Here is a 19345-nt window from a genome sequence, read left to right as displayed (position 1 = left end):
GGCGGGTATGCCGGTCAGGATCGGCCAACTCGGTGAACAAGTGCTTAAGGGCAGGCGGTTGCCAGCTTGCCAGCCGCGCATGGGCCGTGCCACCCTGCCACAAAGACGAGGGAGAGAGCTCATGCGGCATCTGGCGAAACGGATCGGTCTGGCCTTAACCCTCTGGCTCACGCCTCTCGCGTTGAATGCCCAGACCGCGATTCCCGAGTATCGATTCGTCGCCACGTCCGACATGGATTTCTTCGGTTCCGACCTCGACGCCCTGTTCGACACTGATCTCGAGAGTTGCCGCCGGGCCTGCGTGGCACGTGCCGATTGTGCGGGGTTCACCTTCAACAGCCGCTCGAATGCCTGTTTCCCCAAGTCCCAAGTCAGCCGGCGGACACCGTACGAAGGGGCCATATCGGCGATCAAGACGGCAAACGATCCGGCGCTCGCCGCTCGGGCCGAGACCCGGCTGGATCAGCTGCCCAGTCTGACAGATCAGGATATCGCCGCGGCGGCGGCGCTGGCACGGGATCTGGGGCTGCGCCACCGCGCGGGTGGGGTCGAGGCCGACATGGCGCTGCGCGCCGCGGCCGACCGGAGCGCGGCCGGTGACGCGGCGCAGGCGTTGAGTTTCACCGGTGCGGCTCTGTCCTTGACGGACCGTGCCGATCTCTGGACTGACTATGCCGGTCTTGCGCTGACGCTCGCCGCCGGGTCGCAAGCGGATGCGGCCGCCCTGTCGGCACGGGCTCTTTCGGCGGCGATCAACGGCTTCCTGCGCGCTGGTCAACCCGCGGATCAGGCCGCGGCCCTGGTCATGCTGTCCCGCGCGCTGGAACGCGCCGGTCGGGGACGTGACATGATCGCAGCACTTCGGCTGGCGCAGACGCTGGCACCGGACGAGCGCATCGCCGCCGCGCTCGTCAACGCCATCGGGAAGTACGGTTTCCGCGTGACCGACAGCACTGTGGAGAGCGACGCTGCCGCGCCGCGAATCTGTGCGCAGTTCTCGGCCCCTCTGGCCCGGACCGGAGTCGACTATGAAAGCTTCGTGCGCCTGACCGAGACCGGGCTGGCGGTGCAGGCCGATGGGTCGCAGATCTGCGTCGACGGCGTCGAGCATGGCCAGCGATATCGTCTGACCTTGCGCGCAGGTCTCCCGTCCGCGGACGGCGAGACGCTCGCCTCGGATGTCGAGCTCACGCACTATGTCCGCGACCGCAGCCCCGCGCTGCGCTTTCCGGGGCGCACCTACGTGTTGCCAAGGACCGCCGAGGCTGCGGTGCCAATCGAAACGGTCAACCTCTCCAACGTCGATCTGCGTCTGCGCCGCGTCAGCGACCGCAATCTTCTTCGCGCGGTGCAGGATGGCTTTTTCGGCAGACCGCTGACCCAATGGCAGGACCAGACCTTCGCCAGCGACATCGCGCAGGAGGTCTGGACCGGCAGCGCCGGGGTCGGCAATGACCTCAACCGCGACATGACCACTCGTCTGCCGCTGGCCGAAGCCTTGGCCGACCAGCCCGCGGGGATCTATGCTCTGACCGCGCGCGTGCCCGGAGCCGACCCCTATGACGATCCCGGTGCGACGCAATGGTTCGTGCTCTCCGATCTCGGCCTGTCGACTTTGTCCGGTGGTGATGGACTGCTGGTCAACGTGCGAAGCCTGTCAGACGCCCGACCGCGCCAAGGTGTCACCGTGACACTGATCTCGCGCGCCAATGCGGTGCTTGCCAGCGCCGTCAGTGACGCGGCCGGCGACGTCCGCTTTGATCCCGGCCTGACGCGCGGTCCTGGCGGCGCGGCGCCCGCTCTGGTCCTGGCGCAGGAGGGCGAGGCCGATATCGGGTTCCTCTCGCTTACTGACCCGGCCTTCGATCTGTCGGACCGCGGCGTCGAGGGCCGCGCCCCCGCCGGGCCGGTCGATGTGTTCATGACGACCGATCGGGGCGCCTATCGCGCCGGGGAGACCATTCATGTCACAGCCTTGGCGCGCGATCCCGAGGTCACCGCCATCGACGGGCTGCCGCTGGTCGCCGTGCTGCACCGGCCTGACGGGGTGGAATATGCGCGCGTCGTCTCCGGCGGCGGCGTAGCCGGCGGGCATGTTTTCGCTCTGCCGGTCGGTCCCGACGTGCCGCGCGGCACCTGGCGCATCGACCTTTCGGCCGATCCCGACGCGCCCGCCTTGGCGAGCGCGACCGTGCTGGTCGAGGATTTCCTGCCCGAGCGCATCGAGTTCGACCTCGCCTTGCCCGACGGTGCCCTCGGGATCGGTGACACGCCCTCCCTCTCGATCGACGCGCGGTATCTTTTTGGTGCGCCGGGGGCGGATTTGTCGGTCGAAGGACAGGTGACCCTGCGCGGTGCCGACACCGTCGAAGGCTGGCCTGGCTACCGGTTCGGTCGCCACGACATGCCGGGCGAACCGGTTGTCAACCAGTTCGGGGGAGAGCGCACCGATGCAGCCGGGCTGGCACGGCTGCCGCTCGACCTGCCGGAACCGTCCACCTCGGGTCAGCCGTTGGAACTGACGGTCACGGTTCGGCTGGCCGATGGGTCGGCCCGTCCGGTTGAGCGTCAGATCAGCGCCCCGGTCCAGCCGGCGACTCCGGTGATCGGGATCAAGCCGCTGTTTGACGAGGTGGTGACCGAAGGCACCGAAGCGCAGTTCGAAGTGATTGCACTGGCGCCGGACCTCACCTCGACGTCGATGCCCGTGCGCTGGACGCTCAACCGCGTGGAAACCCGCTATCAGTGGTATCAGCTGTTCGGCAACTGGGCGTGGGAGCCGACCACGCGGCGGACCCGCGTGGCCACTGGCGAGGCTCTGTTGGACGGCCCGATGACCCTGTCCCAGCCGGTCGACTGGGGCCAGCACGAGTTGGTGGTCGAACGGGTCGGGGATGACTACGCGGCCGCGTCGGTCGGCTTTTCCGCCGGCTGGTACGCGCCCGCCGACAGCACCGCGACGCCGGACCGGCTCGAAGTGTCGCTGGACAAGGACAGCTATGCTCCGGGCGACACCGCACGCTTGCGCATAGAGGCCCGCGATCCGGGTCTGCTGCAGATCAGCGTGCTTTCTGACCGGGTGATCGAGCGCAATACGCTTGCGATCGAACCCGGTGAAACCGTGATTCCGCTCTCCGTGACCGCCGACTGGGGTATCGGCGCCTATGTCACGGCAACGCTCATCAGGCCGATGGATCGCGCCGCTGGACGCAATCCGACGCGGGCGCTGGGTCTTGCCCATGCCGCCGTAGAACCGGTCGGCAAGCGGCTTCAGGTCGAGATCGACGTGCCGCAGGTCGCCGAACCGCGCCAGACCCAGCGCGCGCGCCTGACCGTCGTCGGCGCGAGCGAGGGCGAGGAAGTGTGGCTGACCCTCGCCGCCGTCGATCTGGGCATCCTCAACCTGACGGGCTTTCAGCCGCCCGATCCCTCCGAACACTATTTCGGCCAGCGCCGACTTGGCGTCGAACTGAGGGATGTCTATGGACGGCTGATCGACGGTATGAACGGCGCGCTCGGCACCGTGCGCTCGGGTGGCGACGGGGGTGCAGCGATGCGGATGCAGTCTCCGCCGCCAACGCAGGACCTGATGGCGGCCTTCAGCGGTCCGGTCCGGGTCGGTCCCGGTGGCGAGGCCGCCGTCGACATTCCGCTGCCCGCGTTCAACGGCACCGTGCGGTTGATGGCCGTGGCCTGGTCGCGTCGCGCAATCGGACAGACACATGTAGACATGCAGGTGCGCGACCCGGTGGTGGTCACGGCCAGCTTGCCCAATTTCCTCGCCCCCGGTGATCAAAGCCGTATCCGGCTCGATCTCATCCACGCGGACGGTCCCGCAGGCGACATGACCGTCGCCCTGACCGCGAACGGCGACACGGTCGAAATCGGCGAGGCCCCCGGCGTGATCCGGCTGGAACAGGGCGGTCGCGCGCGGCTCGACCTGCCGGTGACCGCGCTGGCCGTGGGCGATGCGCGGCTGTCTCTCGTGCTGACCACGCCGGACGGGCGTGCGTTGCTGCAGGGCTTCACGCTCCCGGTGCGCGCGAATGATCCTGCAGTCGCGCGAACACAGCGGATCACGCTCGATCCCGGCAGCGTCTTCACCTTTAGCCCGGATGTCTTTGCCGGGTTGCGACCGGAGACCGGCAAGGCAATCCTGTCGGCCGGGCCGCTGGCGCGTTTCGACGTGCCGGGTCTTCTGGCAACGCTCGACCGCTATCCATACGGCTGCACCGAACAGGTTGCCTCGCAGGCGCTGCCGCTGCTCTATCTTTCCTCGGTGGCCGAGGCGACCGGGCTGGGACAGGAACCTGCCCTGCGCGCGCGGGTCGATGCATCGATCACCCGCATTCTGACCAACCAGACGGGCAATGGCGCTTTCGGCCTGTGGCAGGCGCAAGCGGGAGATTTCTGGCTCGACGCCTATATCACGGATTTCCTTGCCCGCGCTCGAGCCGCCGGGCATGACGTGCCCGACCGGGCCTTCGGGCTGGCGCTCGATAACCTGCGCAACCGGATCAATTATGCATCCGATTTCGACAGTGGTGGTGAGGATATCGCCTATGCGCTGATGGTGCTGGCCCGCGAGGGCGCGGCGGCGATGGGCGATCTGCGCTACTATGCCGATGTGAAGGGCGACGCCTTTGCGACGCCGCTGGCGGCGGCTCAACTTGGTGCGGCGCTTGCGCTCTATGGCGATCAGCAGCGCGCGGATGTGATGTTCGCCCGAGCCGCGCGGCTGGTCACGGACCAAGCCGAGCTCGAACCGATCTGGCGCGCCGACTATGGCACCCCCTTGCGCGACGCGGCGGGGCTCCTTGCGCTGGCGACAGAGGCCGGCAGCCAGGTTATCGACGTCGATGCGCTCGGCGCCCGGCTCGCCGCCGCCGGTGGTCCGCTCTCGACGCAGGAGGCCGCCTGGAGTCTGCTTGCCGCCCGTGCGCTGATCGAAACCCCCGGCGCCTCCGGGTTGCTGCTCGACGGCGTGCCGGTGGATGGCCCGTTCGTACAGGTTCTGGACCAGGGGAGGGACGCGCCCGTCCGCGCGATCAGCCCCGCCGGTGATGCGGGCGCCGAAATCACCCTGACGACGCTTGGCGTGCCCCTCGCGTCCCCCGCCGCAGGTGGCACCGGCTATGCCATAACGCGCAGTTACTACACGATGGAAGGGGAGGAGATCACACCCGATACCCTGACCGTCGGCGACCGGATGGTCGTCGTGCTTCAGGTCACGCCGTTTCAGGACACCGGCGCGCGACTGATGATCGACGATCCGCTGCCCGCCGGAATCGAGATCGACAATCCGAACCTGCTGCGCGCCGGCGACATCCGCGGGCTTGGCTGGCTCACCCCGTCCGAGGCGAGCCATGCCGAGTTCCGCAGTGACCGCTTCCTCGCTGCCGTGGACAGCAGCGGCGCCGCGCCGGTCAATCTGGCCTACATCGCCCGCGCGGTCACTCCGGGCAGCTTCCACCATCCGGCGGCTTCGGTCGAGGACATGTATCGCCCGCGCTTCCGCGCCCGGACGGGCACGGGGCGCATGGATATCGCCGAATGACACGCCGCTCGGCAGTCGGCGGCTGGCTGATCGGCCTCGCCCTGCTGCTGGTTGCCCTGGCGATGGCGCGCGACGCGCTCGACCGCTGGGTCGACGCGACGGTGCTGCCGCTCACCTTGGCTGAAACCTCGGTCGAGATGCGCGACCGGGAAGGCCGGCTGCTCAGGGCCTACACGGTCGAGGACGGGCTCTGGCGGCTTGCGCCGACACTGGCCACTGTCGATCGCGGTTATCTCGGCATGCTGATCCGCTACGAGGACAAACGGTTCCACCGCCATCGCGGCGTTGATCCGTTGGCGCTGCTGCGCGCCGCCGGACAGGCCGTCTGGCAGGGTCGCACGGTCTCGGGCGGGTCGACCTTGACGATGCAGGTTGCGCGGTCGCTCGAAGATGGCAGCACCGGCCGGTGGGCGGGCAAGCTGCGCCAGATGCGCGTCGCCTTGGCGCTCGAACGCCGCCTGTCCAAGGACGAGATCCTCGGACTCTATCTCACGCACGCCCCCTTTGGCGGTAATCTCGAAGGCATCCGCGCCGCGTCTTTGGCCTGGTTCGGCAAGGAGCCCGCGCGCCTGTCCGCGGCTCAGTCTGCGCTGCTGGTGGCGCTGCCGCAGGCGCCGGAAACCCGCCGTCCAGACCGCAACCAGGACCACGCCCGGGCCGCGCGCAAGCGCGTTCTGGAACGCATGGCCCGGCAGGCTGTCCTGCCGCGCGACGCGGCGGAGGTCGCCTCCCGGGCAGAGCTGCCCAGTCGAATGGAGCCCTTTCCGCAGTTGGCGGCCCATCTGGGCGATCGCCTGCGCGCCGGTGCGCCAGACCTCGGTCGGCACGATCTCACGCTCGACGCCGCTTTGCAGGCGGCGCTCGAACAACTCGTGGCCGAGTCCGTCCACCGCGCCGGTTCCAAGCTGTCCGCCGCCCTCGTCGTCGCGGATCACCGGAGCGGCGAAATCCTCGCATCGGTCGGCTCGGCTGCCTATGGCGCGACGGGCGGGCGGCAAGGCTTCGTCGATATGACACGCGCGCTGCGCTCGCCGGGGTCGACCTTGAAACCGTTGGTTTATGGGCTGGCCTTCGATCAGGGCCGCGCGCATCCCGAAACGCTGATCCGTGACGCGCCGGTGCAGTTCGGTCGCTATACCCCGCGCAATTTTGACGGACGGTTCCGGGGTGACCTGCGCATCCGCGAGGCGCTGCAGCTGTCGCTCAACATCCCCGTCGTCAAGCTGACACAGGAGATCGGCCCGGCCCGGGTCATGGCGGCGCTCGATCGCGCCGGCGTCGTGGCGAAGCTTCCGGGCGGGCGGCCGGGTCTGGCCGTGGCACTTGGCGGCCTGGGTGTCAGCTTGCACGATCTCGTTCAACTCTACGCGGCGCTCGCGCAAGGGGGGCAAGGGCCGCGCCTGCACGCGACGCGAGGCGAAACCGGCAAGACACCAACGCGAGTGATGTCCGACGTCGCAGCCTGGCAGGTCGGTGACATCCTCGCCGGAATGGTGCCGCCACCGGGCGCGCCACCCCGGGCGCTGGCCTACAAGACCGGCACCTCCTATGGGCATCGAGATGCCTGGGCGATCGGCTATGATGGGCGGCACGTGATCGGTGTCTGGATCGGGCGGGCGGATGGTACGCCGGTGCCCGGCGCTTTCGGTGGCGATCTGGCAGCGCCGGTCCTGTTCCAGGCGTTCGGACGCCTGAAGCATGGGTTCGACCCGTTGCCGCCGCCACCGCCTGCGACGCTGATCGCGGGCACCGCCGACCTGCCCCTGCCGCTGCAACGTTTCCGTCCGCGCGACGCGCAGTTCACCGACGCCGCCGAATCGCCCAAGCTGGTGTTTCCCCCTGACGGCGCGGTTCTGGCGGCGACCGGCGGCGCGGTGACGGTCAAGCTGCGCGGCGGTGTCGGGCCTTACCTCGTGATGGCCAACGGCAAACCCGTGCTGACCGGCCAGCGCCGCGACGAATTCGAGGTGTCGGGCCTCGGCCCCGGCTACTCAACGCTGACCTTGATCGACCGCAACGGGCGATCGGACCGCGTGACCGTTCGACTGGACTGACAAGCAAATGAAAAAGGGAGACTGCCATGACGCTGAAACAGACACTGGCCGCGGGGCTTATCTGCATTGCCGCCAACGCCCATGCAGACTGCGCGAGTGATGCGCAGGTCGCGACATTCGTCGCTGACTACATGGCCAACACGCCCACTGCCGCGCTGGCGGCGGGCGGAACGATGGAGGACGCGCTGTGCACCCAAGCCAAGGTTGTCGCGGCCGTCAGCGCCCGAATGGGCCCGGTGATCGGGTACAAGGCGGGGTTGACCAGTCCGCCGGCGCAGGACCGGTTCGGTGTCAGCGAACCGGTGCAGGGCGTGCTCTACCGCGACATGATGCTGCCTGACGGGGCCGAGGTGCCCGAACGCTGGGGCGCGCGTCCGCTGTTCGAGGCCGATCTGATCCTTGTCGTCGGCAACGACGCGATCAACGGCGCCAGCACGGCCGAGGAGGCGATGGCGCATATCTCGGCCATCCGTCCCTTCATCGAATTGCCCGACCTGACTTATGCCGAGGGCGAACCGATCACCGGCGTGACTTTGACGGCGATGGCGGTTGCGCCCAAGTTGGGGGTCATCGGCGCGGAAATCCCGGTGGAGGATGCGGCGTCGACCTTCGCGGCGCTCGGCGATATGCAGGTCACGCTGGCGGCAGCGGATGGCGAAGTTCTGGCGCAGGCCCCGGGAACGGCGGTGCTTGGGCATCCGGTCAACGCGGTGCTCTGGCTGATGTCCAAGGGGATCACGCTGAAGGCGGGGGACCTGGTGTCGGTCGGATCCTTCGGCCCGCTGGTTCCGCCCGCCAACGGCAAGGGTGGCGCGTCGGTGACCTACGAAGGCCTGCCCAATGATCCGACCGTATCCGTGCGCTTCAGACCCTAGCCTTCAACGTGCAACTTGGTGTCGGATGGGGAGTCATTCGACGACTGCGCCCAGTTTTGCCGGATTCGTATGGAGCGACTGAACTCTGACGAGGCACATCAGGCAGGTGGCCAACGGCCCCTTGCCATCACGTCCTAAGGTTATCGGCGGCCCTCGCGCAGCCAGCCGCCGACGATCAGGACCGAGGCGAGCAGCAGGACCAGCCAGGCCGGCAGCAGTGGGGATTGCGTGACGTCGCGGGTTTCGTAGGCATCGCGCGGCGTCAGCCCGATCCAGCCACGTCCTGCTGCCGGGCGGCCCTCGCGCACGTCACGCAGGTCAGGCAGCCCGTCCTCAAGCCGCACCACGCCGCCGCGCATCGTCGCCAAAACGGGATCGAGCACCTCACCCGTGGCGATGGTCTGTTCGAACTCGCGCGGCGCGGCGGGTCCCAGTCCGATCACCGCTTCGTGCTCGCCTTCGGCAAGCCTGTAGAGTCCGATCTCGGGACCGTCATAGAGCGCCTCGAACCGGCCCGGCGAAACTTCTTCCAGCTCGATTTCAAGTGTCACGCCATCAGGCCGCATGACCGTGACCGGGCCGATCTCCTCGGACAGCGAGCGGCGGATGATCCGCATGGTCTGGCCCGTGGCCTCCGCCCAGAGCGCTTCTTCCTCGAGCTCTGGTTCCTTCATCATCCAGTGTGCCAGGCGTCTGAGCAGTTCGAGCTGGGGGCCGCCGCCCTCGTAGCCGCGGTTCCAGAGCCAGGCATGATCCGAAGCCAGCAGGGCGACGCGGCCCTCCTCGACCCTGTCGAGGATCAGCAGCGGGCGATCCTCGACGCCGCTCATCAGCACCGATCCGGCCCCGGCGGTCACGTCGATCTGGCGCAGCCACGACCCCCAGGTCTCGCCATCGCCCAAATCCGACGTCACCGGATGGCGTTCGCCCAGGTCGGTGACGCTGGGGCGGTACTTGTCCTCGATGACCCGCGCGCTGGGTTCGGCGGGAAGGATGCGGGCCAGCGGTGAGCGATAGATGCTGTCTGCACTGGCGAAATCCGGTCCTGCCGCGATCAGGACGGCGCCGCCCTTGTCGACGTAGTTGGCCACGTTGTCGAGGTAGATCGCCGGCAGAATACCGCGCCGCTTGTAACGGTCGAATATGATCAGGTCGAAATCGTCGATCTTCTCGAGAAACAGCTCGCGCGTCGGAAAAGCGATCAGAGAAAGTTCCCCGACCGGTACGCCGTCCTGCTTTTCCGGCGGGCGCAGGATGGTGAAATGGACGAGGTCGACCGAACTGTCCGATTTCAGCAGGTTGCGCCAGGTCCGTCCGCCCGGATGAGGTTCGCCAGACACCAGCAGCACGCGCAGCCGGTCGCGTACGCCGTTCATCTGGATCAAAGCGGTATTGTTGCGATCGGTCAGCTCTCCCTCAGCCTCCGGCACGGTGAACTGGATCACGTTGCGCCCGCCATGGGGCAGGGTCAGCGGCAGGTCGATATCCTGCCCGATCGGCACGTCGAAACTCTGTGCTTCGCCTCCATCGACCGAGATTTCAAGGGGCGCCGTTGCACCGGTCGCGGGCACCGCGCCGCTGTCTTCGATCCGAAGGGTCAGGGTCACCGGCTCGCCGATGATCGCGAAGGCCGGCGCATTGCGCACGATCAGGCGGCGATCCCAATCATCTTCGCGCCCGGTCAGCAACAGGTGCATCGGCGCGGGCAGGTCGGGCGCGCGCTCGATGTCGTGGACCTGCCCGTCGCTCAGGGCGATGATCCCGGCGATGCGCGCGCGAGGCTCCTCGGCCAGGGCGGCGGTGAGCGCGGTCATCAGTTCGGTGCCCGCATCTCCGGCACCGTCCGGAACGGTGACCCGGCGCAATTCGGTGTTGGCGCGGGCGCCGATCTCGACGGCAAGCGCCTCGGCCGCCTCGGTCATCTGGTCCGGACGGTCCGACAGCGCCTGGCTCGCACTCTCGTCCTCCAGCATCACCACGATGTCGGTCAGCGGCGTGCGGTCCTCGACCTGATAGGCCGGGCCCGCGAGCGCCCCGAGCAAGACCAGCGCCGCCAGCCCGCGCAGCGCCCAGCCCGAAAGACCGCGCCAAAGCGCCAGAACCACGCCGGCCAACGCCAGCACGGCGAGTGCGGCGATTGCTGGCCACGGGATCAGCGGGTCAAAGACGATGCTTCCGGTCATTGGCCCAACCTGTCCAGCAGCGCAGGAACATGCACCTGGTCCGACTTGTAGTTCCCGGTCAGCACATGCATCACGAGGTTGACGCCGAAGCGATAGGCCAGCTCGCGCTGCCGCTCGCCGGAAAACCCGCTCCCCACCGGCAGCATCGGGCGCCCGTTTCCATCCACCGCCCAGGCCGCGGCCCAGTCATTGCCGCCGATCACCACGGGAGTGACCCCGTCGTTGAGGTTGCGAAACGGCATTCCCTCGATCTGCTGCGCGTCCGGTGGAGCGGCTTCGACCCAGACCTCGCGCGCGGCGTGCCGGCCGGGAAAGTCCTGCAACAGGTAGAAGGTGCGTGTCAGCACGTGGTCCGCCGGCAACGGCTCCAGCGGCGGAATGTCCAGCGGCGCCGCCAACTGTTGCAGTTTGCGCCCGTTCGGGCTGGCGCCGCCAAAGCGGGCGATGTCGGCGTCCCGCGTGTCGAACAGGATCATCCCGCCTGAGCGCAGATAGGCGTTGAGCTTGGCATAGGCCTCTGACGAGGGCGTCGGTTGGTCGGGCGTCACCGGCCAGTAGAGCATCGGGAAGAACGCCAGTTCGTCGCGCTCAAGGTCGATCCCGATTGGCGCTGCGGGCTCCACCGAGGTGCGGAAGAACAGCGTGTCCGACAAACCGCGCAACCCGGCCTGTGCCACCTCGTCCAGCTGTTCATCGCCGGTCAGAACATGCGCCAGAACCAGTTCCGAGGTCGCGGCAAGAGCGAAATCATCCGCCGCCTGCTGGTCGTCCTGCGCCTGTGCCGGGGCGGCCATCTGCACCAGCAGCAGCGCGGCCAGCCCGGCCGCGGTCGCGCGCCCCGCTGGGCCAAGCCGGCCCGACAGCGCTAAGGATGCCACCACGTCCACTGCCAGCAGCGCCAGCGCGAGGCCCAGCAATACGCCGCCCAGCGGCAGTTCGCGCTCGATCGCCAGCCCCTCGACCGGTATGCCGGCGGGCCATGCGGCTGGGCTCAGAACCGCACCTGCCGGAAGCACATTGCGCGCCAGCCGGCGATCCTCGCTGGCGTAGAGACCGGGACGCAAGGTCGGACCGGTCGGATCGGTCACAAGCTCGGGGCCCGAAACACCGCCTAGGTTGCCCGCATCCGACAGGCTGCCGAAACCGTCCATCACCTGCACCGGGGTCCAGGTCGTGCCCTCGAGATCATCAGCATCGGGCATTCGCGAGGCGGAGGAGACCGCCAACCGCTCGAGCATCTCGACGAAGAGACCCGACAGCGGCAGGGTCGACCATTCGGCGTTGGCGGTGACGTGGAACAGCACGACCTGACCCTGTCCCAGTGGCTTGCGTGTGACCAGCGGCGTGCCGTCGCTCAGTTCGGCGATCACCCGGTCGGCCAAGGTAGGATCGGGCTGGGCCATCACCTGGGCGCTCACGGTCACGTCATCGGGCACAGCCAGACCGAAAAAGGGAGATTCGGCCCGGAATCGCGCCAGCGCCTTGGGTTCGCCCCAGCTCATCGCGCCGCCGACACTGCGGCCGCCCGCGCGCAGACGCACGGGCATCAGCGGGTCTTCCTCGGTGCGACTCACGTCACTTGCGGCCAGTCGCGGCCCGGCGAACCGCAGCAGCATGCCGCCGTCCTCGATCCACTCGGTCAGGGCCTCTTCTTCTGCATCCGACAGAGTCGCCACGTCCGCCAATACGATCACGTCGGGATTGGCGGGCAAGAGGTCGAGCAGCGCCCCGTCCAGCAGGTCGGCGGTCGGCACCAGCGCCTGGTTCAGGTAATGCAGCGGCGACAGCAGCTCCAGCCCCTCGCGATCTTCCCGCCCGGCGATCAGTGCGACTTCGCGGCGGCGCAGGCTGTCGTCGGTCAGCGTGACCGTGCCTGCCGACCGCTGTCCCTGGATTTCGAAGCGGGTGATTCTTGCACGCAGTTCCGAGGGCAGCGACAGGGCCGCCTCGGCCGTGGTCTCGCCGGCGGCAAATGTCGCCGTGGCAGAGGCCAGCACCCGCGCGGTGCCCGCCGGATCGCGGCCTTGCGCCAGCATCGTGACCTCGCGCTCGGACCCATCGGCGGACCGGGTCGCGGTCAGGTTCACCGCGTCGTCTTCATAGCTTGCGGGGAGCAGGCCCAGAACCTCGGTGCCGGTCTGGAAGACGCGCAGCGCGCCGCGCGCATCCAGTGCCGCGATCAGGTCGGAACGGCCGTCGTGATCCAGCCCGTCGCTCAGCCAATAAGTGTCGAACCCGCCCTCCACGGCGGCGAGCGCCTCGATCGCGCGGTCGACCTGCGCCTGCGCCGGTTGCCATGGTTCGGGCTGAAGGCCGGCGAGGCGGCTGCGCCAGACATCGGCGGCCTGAAACACAGGTGGCTCGGGATCGGACAGTCGCAGGATCGCAACGGGACGCCCTGCGCGACCGGCTTCGGTCAGATGCGAGTCCAACAGGTCGATCTTGTCGCCCCAGCGCGTCGCTCCGGCCCAGCTTGCATCCAGCAACATCAGCAGCGGCCCGCTTCCGGCACGTTCCTGCTGTGGGTTCAGGATCGGGCCGGCCAGCCCGATGATCACCGCTGCCACCGCCAGCATTCTGAGCAGCAGCAACCACCACGGGGTGCGGTCCGAGACGCTCTCGTCATCTTTCAGCCCCAGCAGCAGCGCGACACCGGGGAACATCCGGCGGATCGGCGCAGGAGGGATGGCGCGCAGAATCAACCACAGGATCGGTAGCGCCAATAGCCCCAGCAGCAGCCAGGGAGATGCGAACCCGATGCCGCCCAGAACGGTCACGTCGTGCCCCGATCCAGCGCCCGGTACAGCCATAGAAGCGCCGATTGCGCGCTGTCGCCGGTGTGATGCAGCCCCAGCATCCACCCGGTCGTCCGGCACAGGTGCGCCAGCCTCTCCTTGCGTTCGGCCAGACGGTCCAGATAGCGGCTGCGAAGGTCGCCGGCCTTCAGGGTTTCATGGCGCAGCGTGCCGCCGACGCTTTCAAAGATGGTGCGTCCGCGGAACGGAAAACTTTCCTCGCTGGGATCGAGCACCTGCAATACCACGCCGCGCACGCCTCGATCCGCCGCCTTGGTCAGGGCCAGTTCGACTTCGTCCATGTCGCCGAGGAAATCCGAGATGAACACGGCTCGCGCGTGGGGAATCATCGCCCGATGCTCGGGCGGGGCGTAGTCCTGCGGCGCATCGCGCGTAAGGGCCTCGGCCAGCCGCATGATCTGTGCGTTGCCCCGCCGCGGCGGGAGGCTGGTGCCGGTCAGGCCGACCCGTTCGCCGCCGCGTACCAGCAAGATGGCGACCGCGAGGCCCAGCACGCGGGCGCGGTCCGCCTTGGTCGGCAGGTCATCATTGGACTGGAACCGCATCGAAGCGCCCTGATCGACCCAGAGCATCACCGATTGCGCGATCTGCCACTCCCGCTCTCGCACGAATTGCTGATCGCCCCGCGCCGATCGGCGATGATCGATCATCCGCTTGCTGTCGCCCAGCTGCGCGGGCCGGTATTGCCAGAAATCGTCGCCCAGTCCGGCGCGCCGGCGGCCATGCTCGCCCAGCAGCACGGTGCCGGCGAGGTGCTCTGCCCGCGCCAGCAAGGGCGGCAGGCGGCTCGCTTCGGTCTCCGACCGTTCGCGCAGGGAGGCGGGATGTATCACGCAGCCGCCTGGTCCCGGCCAAGACCGGCCGCCGTTGTTTCGATCAGATCGGCGAGGCTGTCCCCGCGGGCCCGGGCAGCGAAATTCAGCGCCATCCGGTGGCTCAGCACAGGGCGGGCCATGTCGATCACGTCTTCCGCGTTGGGGGCCAGCCGTCCTTCCAGCAGCGCCCGCGCCCGCACCGTCAACATCAGTGCCTGCGCCGCGCGTGGTCCCGGACCCCAGGCCACGGTCTCGCGCACGCGGTCGCTGGCTTCCGGCTGGTCCGGTCGGAATGCCCGAACCAAGTCGAGAATCATCTCGACCACCGCGTCACCCACCGGCATCCGCCGCAACAGGGTCTGCGCCGCCAGCAACTCGTCGCGGCTGAACACCTGCGTGGCGTTGTCCTCGGCGACGCCTGTGGTGGCGATCAGGATGTCACGCTCGGTTGCGCGGTCGGGGTAGTTCACGTCAATCTGCACCAGGAACCGGTCGAGCTGTGCCTCGGGCAGCGGATAGGTGCCCTCCTGCTCGATCGGGTTTTGCGTCGCCAGCACATGAAAAGGCGCGCCCAGACTGCGATCCTCGCCCGCCACCGTTACCGTACGTTCCTGCATCGCCTGCAGCAGCGCCGATTGCGTGCGCGGGCTGGCGCGGTTGATCTCGTCCGCCATCAGAAGCTGGCAGAAGATCGGTCCGGGAATGAAGCGGAACGCTCGCGTGCCGTCGGCTGCCGTGTCCAGGACCTCCGAACCGAGGATATCCGCCGGCATCAGGTCGGGCGTGAACTGGATGCGGTTGCCGTCCAGCCCCATCACGGTCGACAAGGTTTCAATCAGCCGGGTCTTGCCCAGACCCGGCAGGCCGATCAGCAAGCCATGCCCGCCACACAGCAGCGCGGTCAGGGTCAGGTCGACCACCCGTTCCTGTCCGATGAAGCGGCGGGTGATAGACCCCTTCGCCTCGGCCAGCTTGTCCTCGAGCGCTTCGATTTCGGCGACCAGATCGGAGGGATCGGACATGACATTCCTTTCGCGGGACATATACTCTGAAATGTAAGTGTATCGCGCCAACAGGAAATGGCAAAAGCTATGAGTGCACAAAAAGCCGTTACTCCGTCTGCCGAGGGCATTGCCGCCTCGGTCAAGGCCGCCAAGGGCAAGGGGTTGCCCCCCGTGCACGAGTGGAATCCGCCCTTCAGCGGTGATCTCGACATGCGCATCGCCCGTGATGGCACTTGGTTCTACCTCGGAACGCCGATCACCCGTTTCGAGCTGGTGCGGCTGTTTTCCTCGATCCTCAGGAAAGAGGGCGATGCCTATTTTCTGGTCACTCCGGTGGAAAAGGTCGGAATCACCGTTGATGATGCCCCGTTTGTAGCGGTCGATTTCGATGCCGAGGGCAGCGGACGCGACCAGATCCTGACCTTTCACAACCACGTTGGCGATATCGCTGTCGCCGGTCCGGATCACCCGATCCGCGTCGAAAGGGACGCGGAAACCGGCGAGCCCGCGCCCTATGTGCTGATCCGTGACAATCTCGAAGCCTTGATCGATCGCAAGAGCTTCTATCGGCTGGTCGAGCTTGGAGCGCACGAGGACGGTTGGTTCGGAGTCTGGTCTTCGGGCGAATTCTTCCGGATCATCCCTTCGGCCGATCTCGGAATCAGCTGAGCCTTCCGCTGCGTTTTCGCATCAGCGGCTTGGCAGCGGCACGGGTCACGCGCTAAACCTTTTGCGGTTTGAACGAGTGCCCCAAAATGCCCAGATTTGCCGCAAATCTCACGCTGCTCTTTGCCGAGTTGCCTTATCTTGATCGATTCGATGCCGCCGCCGAGGCAGGGTTTGCCGCGGTCGAGATCCTCTTTCCCTACGACCTTCCCGCCAAGGAGACCCGGCGCGCGTTGCTCAGGAACGGGCTCGATCTCGTCCTGATGAATGCCCCGCCGCCCAACTACACCGGCGGCTCTCCCGGCTATGGCGCGGTTCCCGGTGGCGAGGGGCGCTTCCAGCACGACATCCGCCGCGTGATGCGCTATGCCGAAATCCTCAAACCACGCTTCATCCACGTAATGTCGGGCTACACCAAGGACGCGGCAGCGCGCGACACATTCATCGCCAACCTGCAATGGGCCGCCGACGAAGCGCCGCAGCAGCTTTTCACGATCGAACCGCTCAATCCAAGCGACCAGCCAGGCTATTTCCTCGACGACTTCGATCTTGCTGCGGACATCCTGGACGTGGTCGACCGGCCCAATGTCGGCCTGCAATACGACAGCTACCACGCGCAGGTGATCCACGGCGACGCGCAGGCCGTCTGGGACCGTCTTGGCCACCGCGCCATGCATGTGCAGATCGGTGCGGCACCGGACCGCAGCGAACCGGGCCGAGGGCCGACCGATTTCCCCGCATTGTTCTCTGCGATCGACGCCAGCGGCTATGACGGCTGGGTCAGTGCAGAGTACCACCCCAGCACGCCGCGCACCGAAGATAGCCTTGACTGGATGCGCTGACACGCGCACTGGAAGTTCCGTTCGGTATTCTGCATATGAGGCGCGCAACACGTCCGGAGATCGCCATGGTGCCTGCCCGTTTCGCCCCCGTCCTGTTCGGTTTCATCCTGTCCGGCCTGATGTCCTGCATGGTCTCGGGCATTTCGACCCTGCGCGCAGTCGGCCTGACCGAGGGCGTGCTGGGCGAATGGATGTCCTCCTGGGCCCTCAGCTGGGCCATCGCCTTTCCGGTGGTCCTTGTCGTTGCCCCGATCACCCGGCGTCTGGTCGCGCTGCTGGTGAAATCTCCGGGTTGAGCCGCGCCGAGTCCGGGTCCTGTGCCGCCATCCGGCGCGTGCTGCGTGCCTGTCTGACCGAGGTGACGGTAAAGATCACCAGTGCGCACCATATCATCTGGAAATCGATCATCAGCGCCTGTCCGAACGCCTCGTCGAAGATGAAGACCGCGACGAAGAAGGCAAACGGCAGTGTTGCAGCACGACCGCTTGAGACGTGCCGGCCCCTTACCCCCATGACTTCAAGCAACGCAGACGATCTCGGCGGTGCCGGAGGCGTTGAAGCGGTTCATCAGCGGGTTGCAAATATGAACTTCGGCGATTTTTTGGTCGGAGTCTCCGGCGGCGATGCGCTCTCCGACGGATTTGAGGTGGTGCATTTTCGCTTCGATCCGGCTGCGAGCGTGATATCCGGTCCATCGCTTTCAGAAGGCTCGGCCAGTCCGAGCCGGCCAAACGCAGCAGGCTGGAGACCATTCCAGCAGTCTGCCTGAGTGGCCCTTGAACAGGACCTTGATCGATAGACAAAACTGGATCGCCGCATCAGGAACACTGCAGGGCGAGCGCGGTGGCCGACAGGTGGTGCGAACCAGGTGATCTCCTTGTCCAACCAGATCGCCAGTGAACCGCGGTTTCGCAGCGAATCTGGATTAATTCGTTGTGCGGTAGCGGGCGGGTGGCAGCTTGCTCGTTTCGGCCATCTAACCGCATGGATTCACGTAAAGAGTCGTTCACAGTCAAACTCCTGCAACAGCGCAGGCAGGCTGAAGGATCGGCGGCGCATGGCGCTCCATCACGACAGATGAGTAAAGGTATTCCTATCAGCCATCGTCGCCGCCGCACCGCAATTTTCTCACTATAAGTCCTGACCCAAAGCCACAAAGCCTTTTTCAACCGCAATGTGAAGGTGTTGACGAAAGTGCCAGATATCGTGCAAATCGCATCTGTCGAATCTGTTTGGCCATTTGTTTCTCGTTTTCGGTATTGGACAGTTCGATCAAGTGCGAAATCAAAGAATCAACTTCTTTTCTGTCAACGGGGAGGGACGGATCAAGTCCAACCCTTTGATAAGATATCGCATCCATTTCAAGAGAATTTACAAGAAATGGGGTTTCAAGAAATTTATCGCATTCTTGGGCATCTTTCAAATAATGCAAATAGAAAATTTTGGCAATACTAGAGTTCAATTTTATTGGGTCTTTTATTGTTCCTACAAGTTTAGAGTATCGCTCTTCAAATTCATATCCAATTGCGTGCCGGAGGCTGGGGTGTTTGCCCCTTAGTTGAGATTGAAGCCGCATCACATGGGTAATCCCAGATGCGGTGAGAGAGACGTTTACTTGTGGGGGTATCGGCCAACCGATCGGTACGTGCCCCAATACACTCTCAAAAAAATCAGCGACAACATCGTTCCTATACAACATGTTTCGTAGCATAGGTCTTACTTGGTAGCCGGCCCCGAACACACTCCGCCAAGCAGATAGGCGCGGCATATGTGCAAAACGATTGGTTTCGCAGACCCATTTCACAAAATCTGGCAGACTGCGCTCCGTTGCGCCAATTTTTACCTGCTCTGAATAGGCCGAAACCGTCCGGCCAAAGTGTGGTCGAATATAGTGTATTACTCGAAATTCAGAAACGAGATCTCCAAAGCATTTCTCCAATTCCTGCTTCACCAAAGTTGGAGTAACTGTCGACAGCCGCTATCCGGAAAGAATGCATAGGTCGGCATCTCTGTTCTGTATCAGTTGTTGGCGAATATGATTGACCTGAGACGCCTGTAGGCGTTTGCGATTCACAATGATGCGCGCAAGATTGTTGTGGTTCAAGTCCTGACAGGGATAGACGACCTTCTTTCCAACGTCTGGAATGTTCCCCGCACGCAATGCCGCCTGAATAGACGTCGTGCCGGACTTGATATCTCCAATATGAACGACGCAAACTGTCATGACATACCTTTTCAGAGCCGCGCTATCTTGCTGCCAACGCGCTTTTCGGACAAACTGCACAAGAAGCAATCTAAAGATTGGAATGCTTGGGGTCTAGCCCGCCTCAGCCCCAGTTGCGGCCCTTCCGGCATCAAAAGTCGTCCGGGCGTTTCGACGTTTGAAGCAAGACGGGAAGCGTTTGCCGTCTCCTAGGCTCAGGACCCATTGATTTTGGTCGGTTTGCGTGGTTCGCGGCTACGAAAACGGAGCGGTGATATGTCTGACCCTTTCTGGCTGACGGATGCGCAGATGGCGCGTCTGGAGCCCTAC

Annotated in this window: 12 protein-coding genes and 2 pseudogenes; 6 read left to right on the top strand and 8 right to left on the bottom strand. The window is 65.9% G+C overall.

Annotated features, from left to right (window positions below; genetic code table 11):
• Positions 1-121: 121 nt before the first annotated feature.
• The 3 genes from JF290_RS10950 to JF290_RS10940 are packed head-to-tail and all read left to right on the top strand — an operon-like array spanning position 122 to position 8486.
• Positions 122-5557: an alpha-2-macroglobulin family protein gene (locus tag JF290_RS10950; RefSeq protein ID WP_199024924.1), complete on the top strand. Its 5436-nt coding sequence runs from the start codon at positions 122-124 to the stop codon at positions 5555-5557.
• Positions 5554-7611, top strand: a complete 2058-nt coding sequence (pbpC, locus tag JF290_RS10945) for a penicillin-binding protein 1C (RefSeq protein WP_199024923.1) — start codon at positions 5554-5556, stop codon at positions 7609-7611. Before JF290_RS10950 ends, pbpC begins: the two co-directional genes overlap by 4 nt.
• A 26-nt stretch (positions 7612-7637) precedes the next feature.
• Entirely contained in the window at positions 7638-8486 is an 849-nt protein-coding gene (locus tag JF290_RS10940) for a 2-keto-4-pentenoate hydratase (RefSeq protein WP_199024922.1), read from the top strand.
• Positions 8487-8626: 140 nt separating this feature from the next.
• On the opposite strand, the gene JF290_RS10935 is transcribed toward JF290_RS10940, so the two are convergent.
• Genes JF290_RS10935 through JF290_RS10920 form a run of 4 tightly spaced genes read right to left on the bottom strand, consistent with a single transcriptional unit; the run spans position 8627 to position 15322 of the window.
• On the bottom strand, positions 8627-10669 hold the full coding sequence (locus JF290_RS10935; RefSeq protein ID WP_199024921.1) for a hypothetical protein: 2043 nt from the start codon (positions 10667-10669) through the stop codon (positions 8627-8629).
• Complete coding sequence (locus JF290_RS10930; RefSeq protein ID WP_199025121.1) at positions 10666-13446, bottom strand: DUF4159 domain-containing protein; 2781 nt, start codon at positions 13444-13446, stop codon at positions 10666-10668. Before JF290_RS10930 ends, JF290_RS10935 begins: the two co-directional genes overlap by 4 nt.
• The gene (locus JF290_RS10925) at positions 13443-14318 is read right to left on the bottom strand and encodes a DUF58 domain-containing protein (RefSeq protein ID WP_199024920.1); all 876 of its coding nucleotides are present in this window, start codon (positions 14316-14318) and stop codon (positions 13443-13445) included. The genes JF290_RS10930 and JF290_RS10925 overlap by 4 nt, the downstream gene beginning before the upstream one ends.
• Positions 14315-15322: an AAA family ATPase gene (locus JF290_RS10920; RefSeq protein WP_199024919.1), complete on the bottom strand. Its 1008-nt coding sequence runs from the start codon at positions 15320-15322 to the stop codon at positions 14315-14317. Before JF290_RS10920 ends, JF290_RS10925 begins: the two co-directional genes overlap by 4 nt.
• A gap of 69 nt (positions 15323-15391) precedes the next feature.
• Between JF290_RS10920 and JF290_RS10915 the strand changes: the two genes are divergently transcribed.
• From JF290_RS10915 to JF290_RS10905, 3 genes are all read left to right on the top strand, one after another.
• Positions 15392-15973: a DUF1285 domain-containing protein gene (locus JF290_RS10915; protein WP_199024918.1), complete on the top strand. Its 582-nt coding sequence runs from the start codon at positions 15392-15394 to the stop codon at positions 15971-15973.
• 86 nt (positions 15974-16059) lie between these two features.
• Positions 16060-16812, top strand: coding sequence for a hydroxypyruvate isomerase family protein (locus JF290_RS10910; RefSeq protein ID WP_199024917.1), 753 nt, complete (start codon positions 16060-16062; stop codon positions 16810-16812).
• Positions 16813-16847: 35 nt separating this feature from the next.
• Positions 16848-17108, top strand: coding sequence for a DUF2798 domain-containing protein (locus JF290_RS10905; RefSeq protein ID WP_425503955.1), 261 nt, complete (start codon positions 16848-16850; stop codon positions 17106-17108).
• Here JF290_RS10905 and JF290_RS10900 read toward each other — a convergent pair.
• From JF290_RS10900 to JF290_RS10890, 4 genes and pseudogenes are all read right to left on the bottom strand, one after another.
• Positions 17065-17325, bottom strand: coding sequence for a hypothetical protein (locus tag JF290_RS10900; RefSeq protein WP_199024915.1), 261 nt, complete (start codon positions 17323-17325; stop codon positions 17065-17067). The two genes, JF290_RS10905 and JF290_RS10900, sit on opposite strands and share 44 nt — an antisense overlap.
• A gap of 4 nt (positions 17326-17329) precedes the next feature.
• Positions 17330-17512 (bottom strand): annotated as a pseudogene (locus JF290_RS19825) (IS5/IS1182 family transposase); the annotation flags it as partial.
• 10 nt (positions 17513-17522) lie between these two features.
• Positions 17523-17788 (bottom strand): annotated as a pseudogene (locus JF290_RS19820) (transposase); the annotation flags it as partial.
• Between the two features lie 189 nt (positions 17789-17977).
• Entirely contained in the window at positions 17978-18763 is a 786-nt protein-coding gene (locus JF290_RS10890) for a hypothetical protein (RefSeq protein WP_199024914.1), read from the bottom strand.
• Between the last annotated feature and the right edge of the window lie 582 nt (positions 18764-19345).

Source organism: Sedimentitalea arenosa, assembly GCF_016428585.1.
Taxonomy (GTDB): domain Bacteria; phylum Pseudomonadota; class Alphaproteobacteria; order Rhodobacterales; family Rhodobacteraceae; genus Sedimentitalea; species Sedimentitalea arenosa.
This window is presented reverse-complemented; position numbering and strand designations above follow the sequence as displayed.

Bases quoted from the DNA above. Each gene is read 5' to 3' on its own strand.
- JF290_RS10950 (WP_199024924.1), top strand. From the start codon at position 122: ATGCGGCATCTGGCGAAACGGATCGGTCTGGCCTTAACCCTCTGGCTC.
- pbpC (WP_199024923.1), top strand. From the start codon at position 5,554: ATGACACGCCGCTCGGCAGTCGGCGGCTGGCTGATCGGCCTCGCCCTG.
- JF290_RS10940 (WP_199024922.1), top strand. From the start codon at position 7,638: ATGACGCTGAAACAGACACTGGCCGCGGGGCTTATCTGCATTGCCGCC.
- JF290_RS10935 (WP_199024921.1), bottom strand. From the start codon at position 10,669: ATGACCGGAAGCATCGTCTTTGACCCGCTGATCCCGTGGCCAGCAATC.
- JF290_RS10920 (WP_199024919.1), bottom strand. From the start codon at position 15,322: ATGTCCGATCCCTCCGATCTGGTCGCCGAAATCGAAGCGCTCGAGGAC.
- JF290_RS10915 (WP_199024918.1), top strand. From the start codon at position 15,392: ATGAGTGCACAAAAAGCCGTTACTCCGTCTGCCGAGGGCATTGCCGCC.
- JF290_RS10910 (WP_199024917.1), top strand. From the start codon at position 16,060: ATGCCCAGATTTGCCGCAAATCTCACGCTGCTCTTTGCCGAGTTGCCT.
- JF290_RS10905 (WP_425503955.1), top strand. From the start codon at position 16,848: ATGAGGCGCGCAACACGTCCGGAGATCGCCATGGTGCCTGCCCGTTTC.
- JF290_RS10900 (WP_199024915.1), bottom strand. From the start codon at position 17,325: ATGGGGGTAAGGGGCCGGCACGTCTCAAGCGGTCGTGCTGCAACACTG.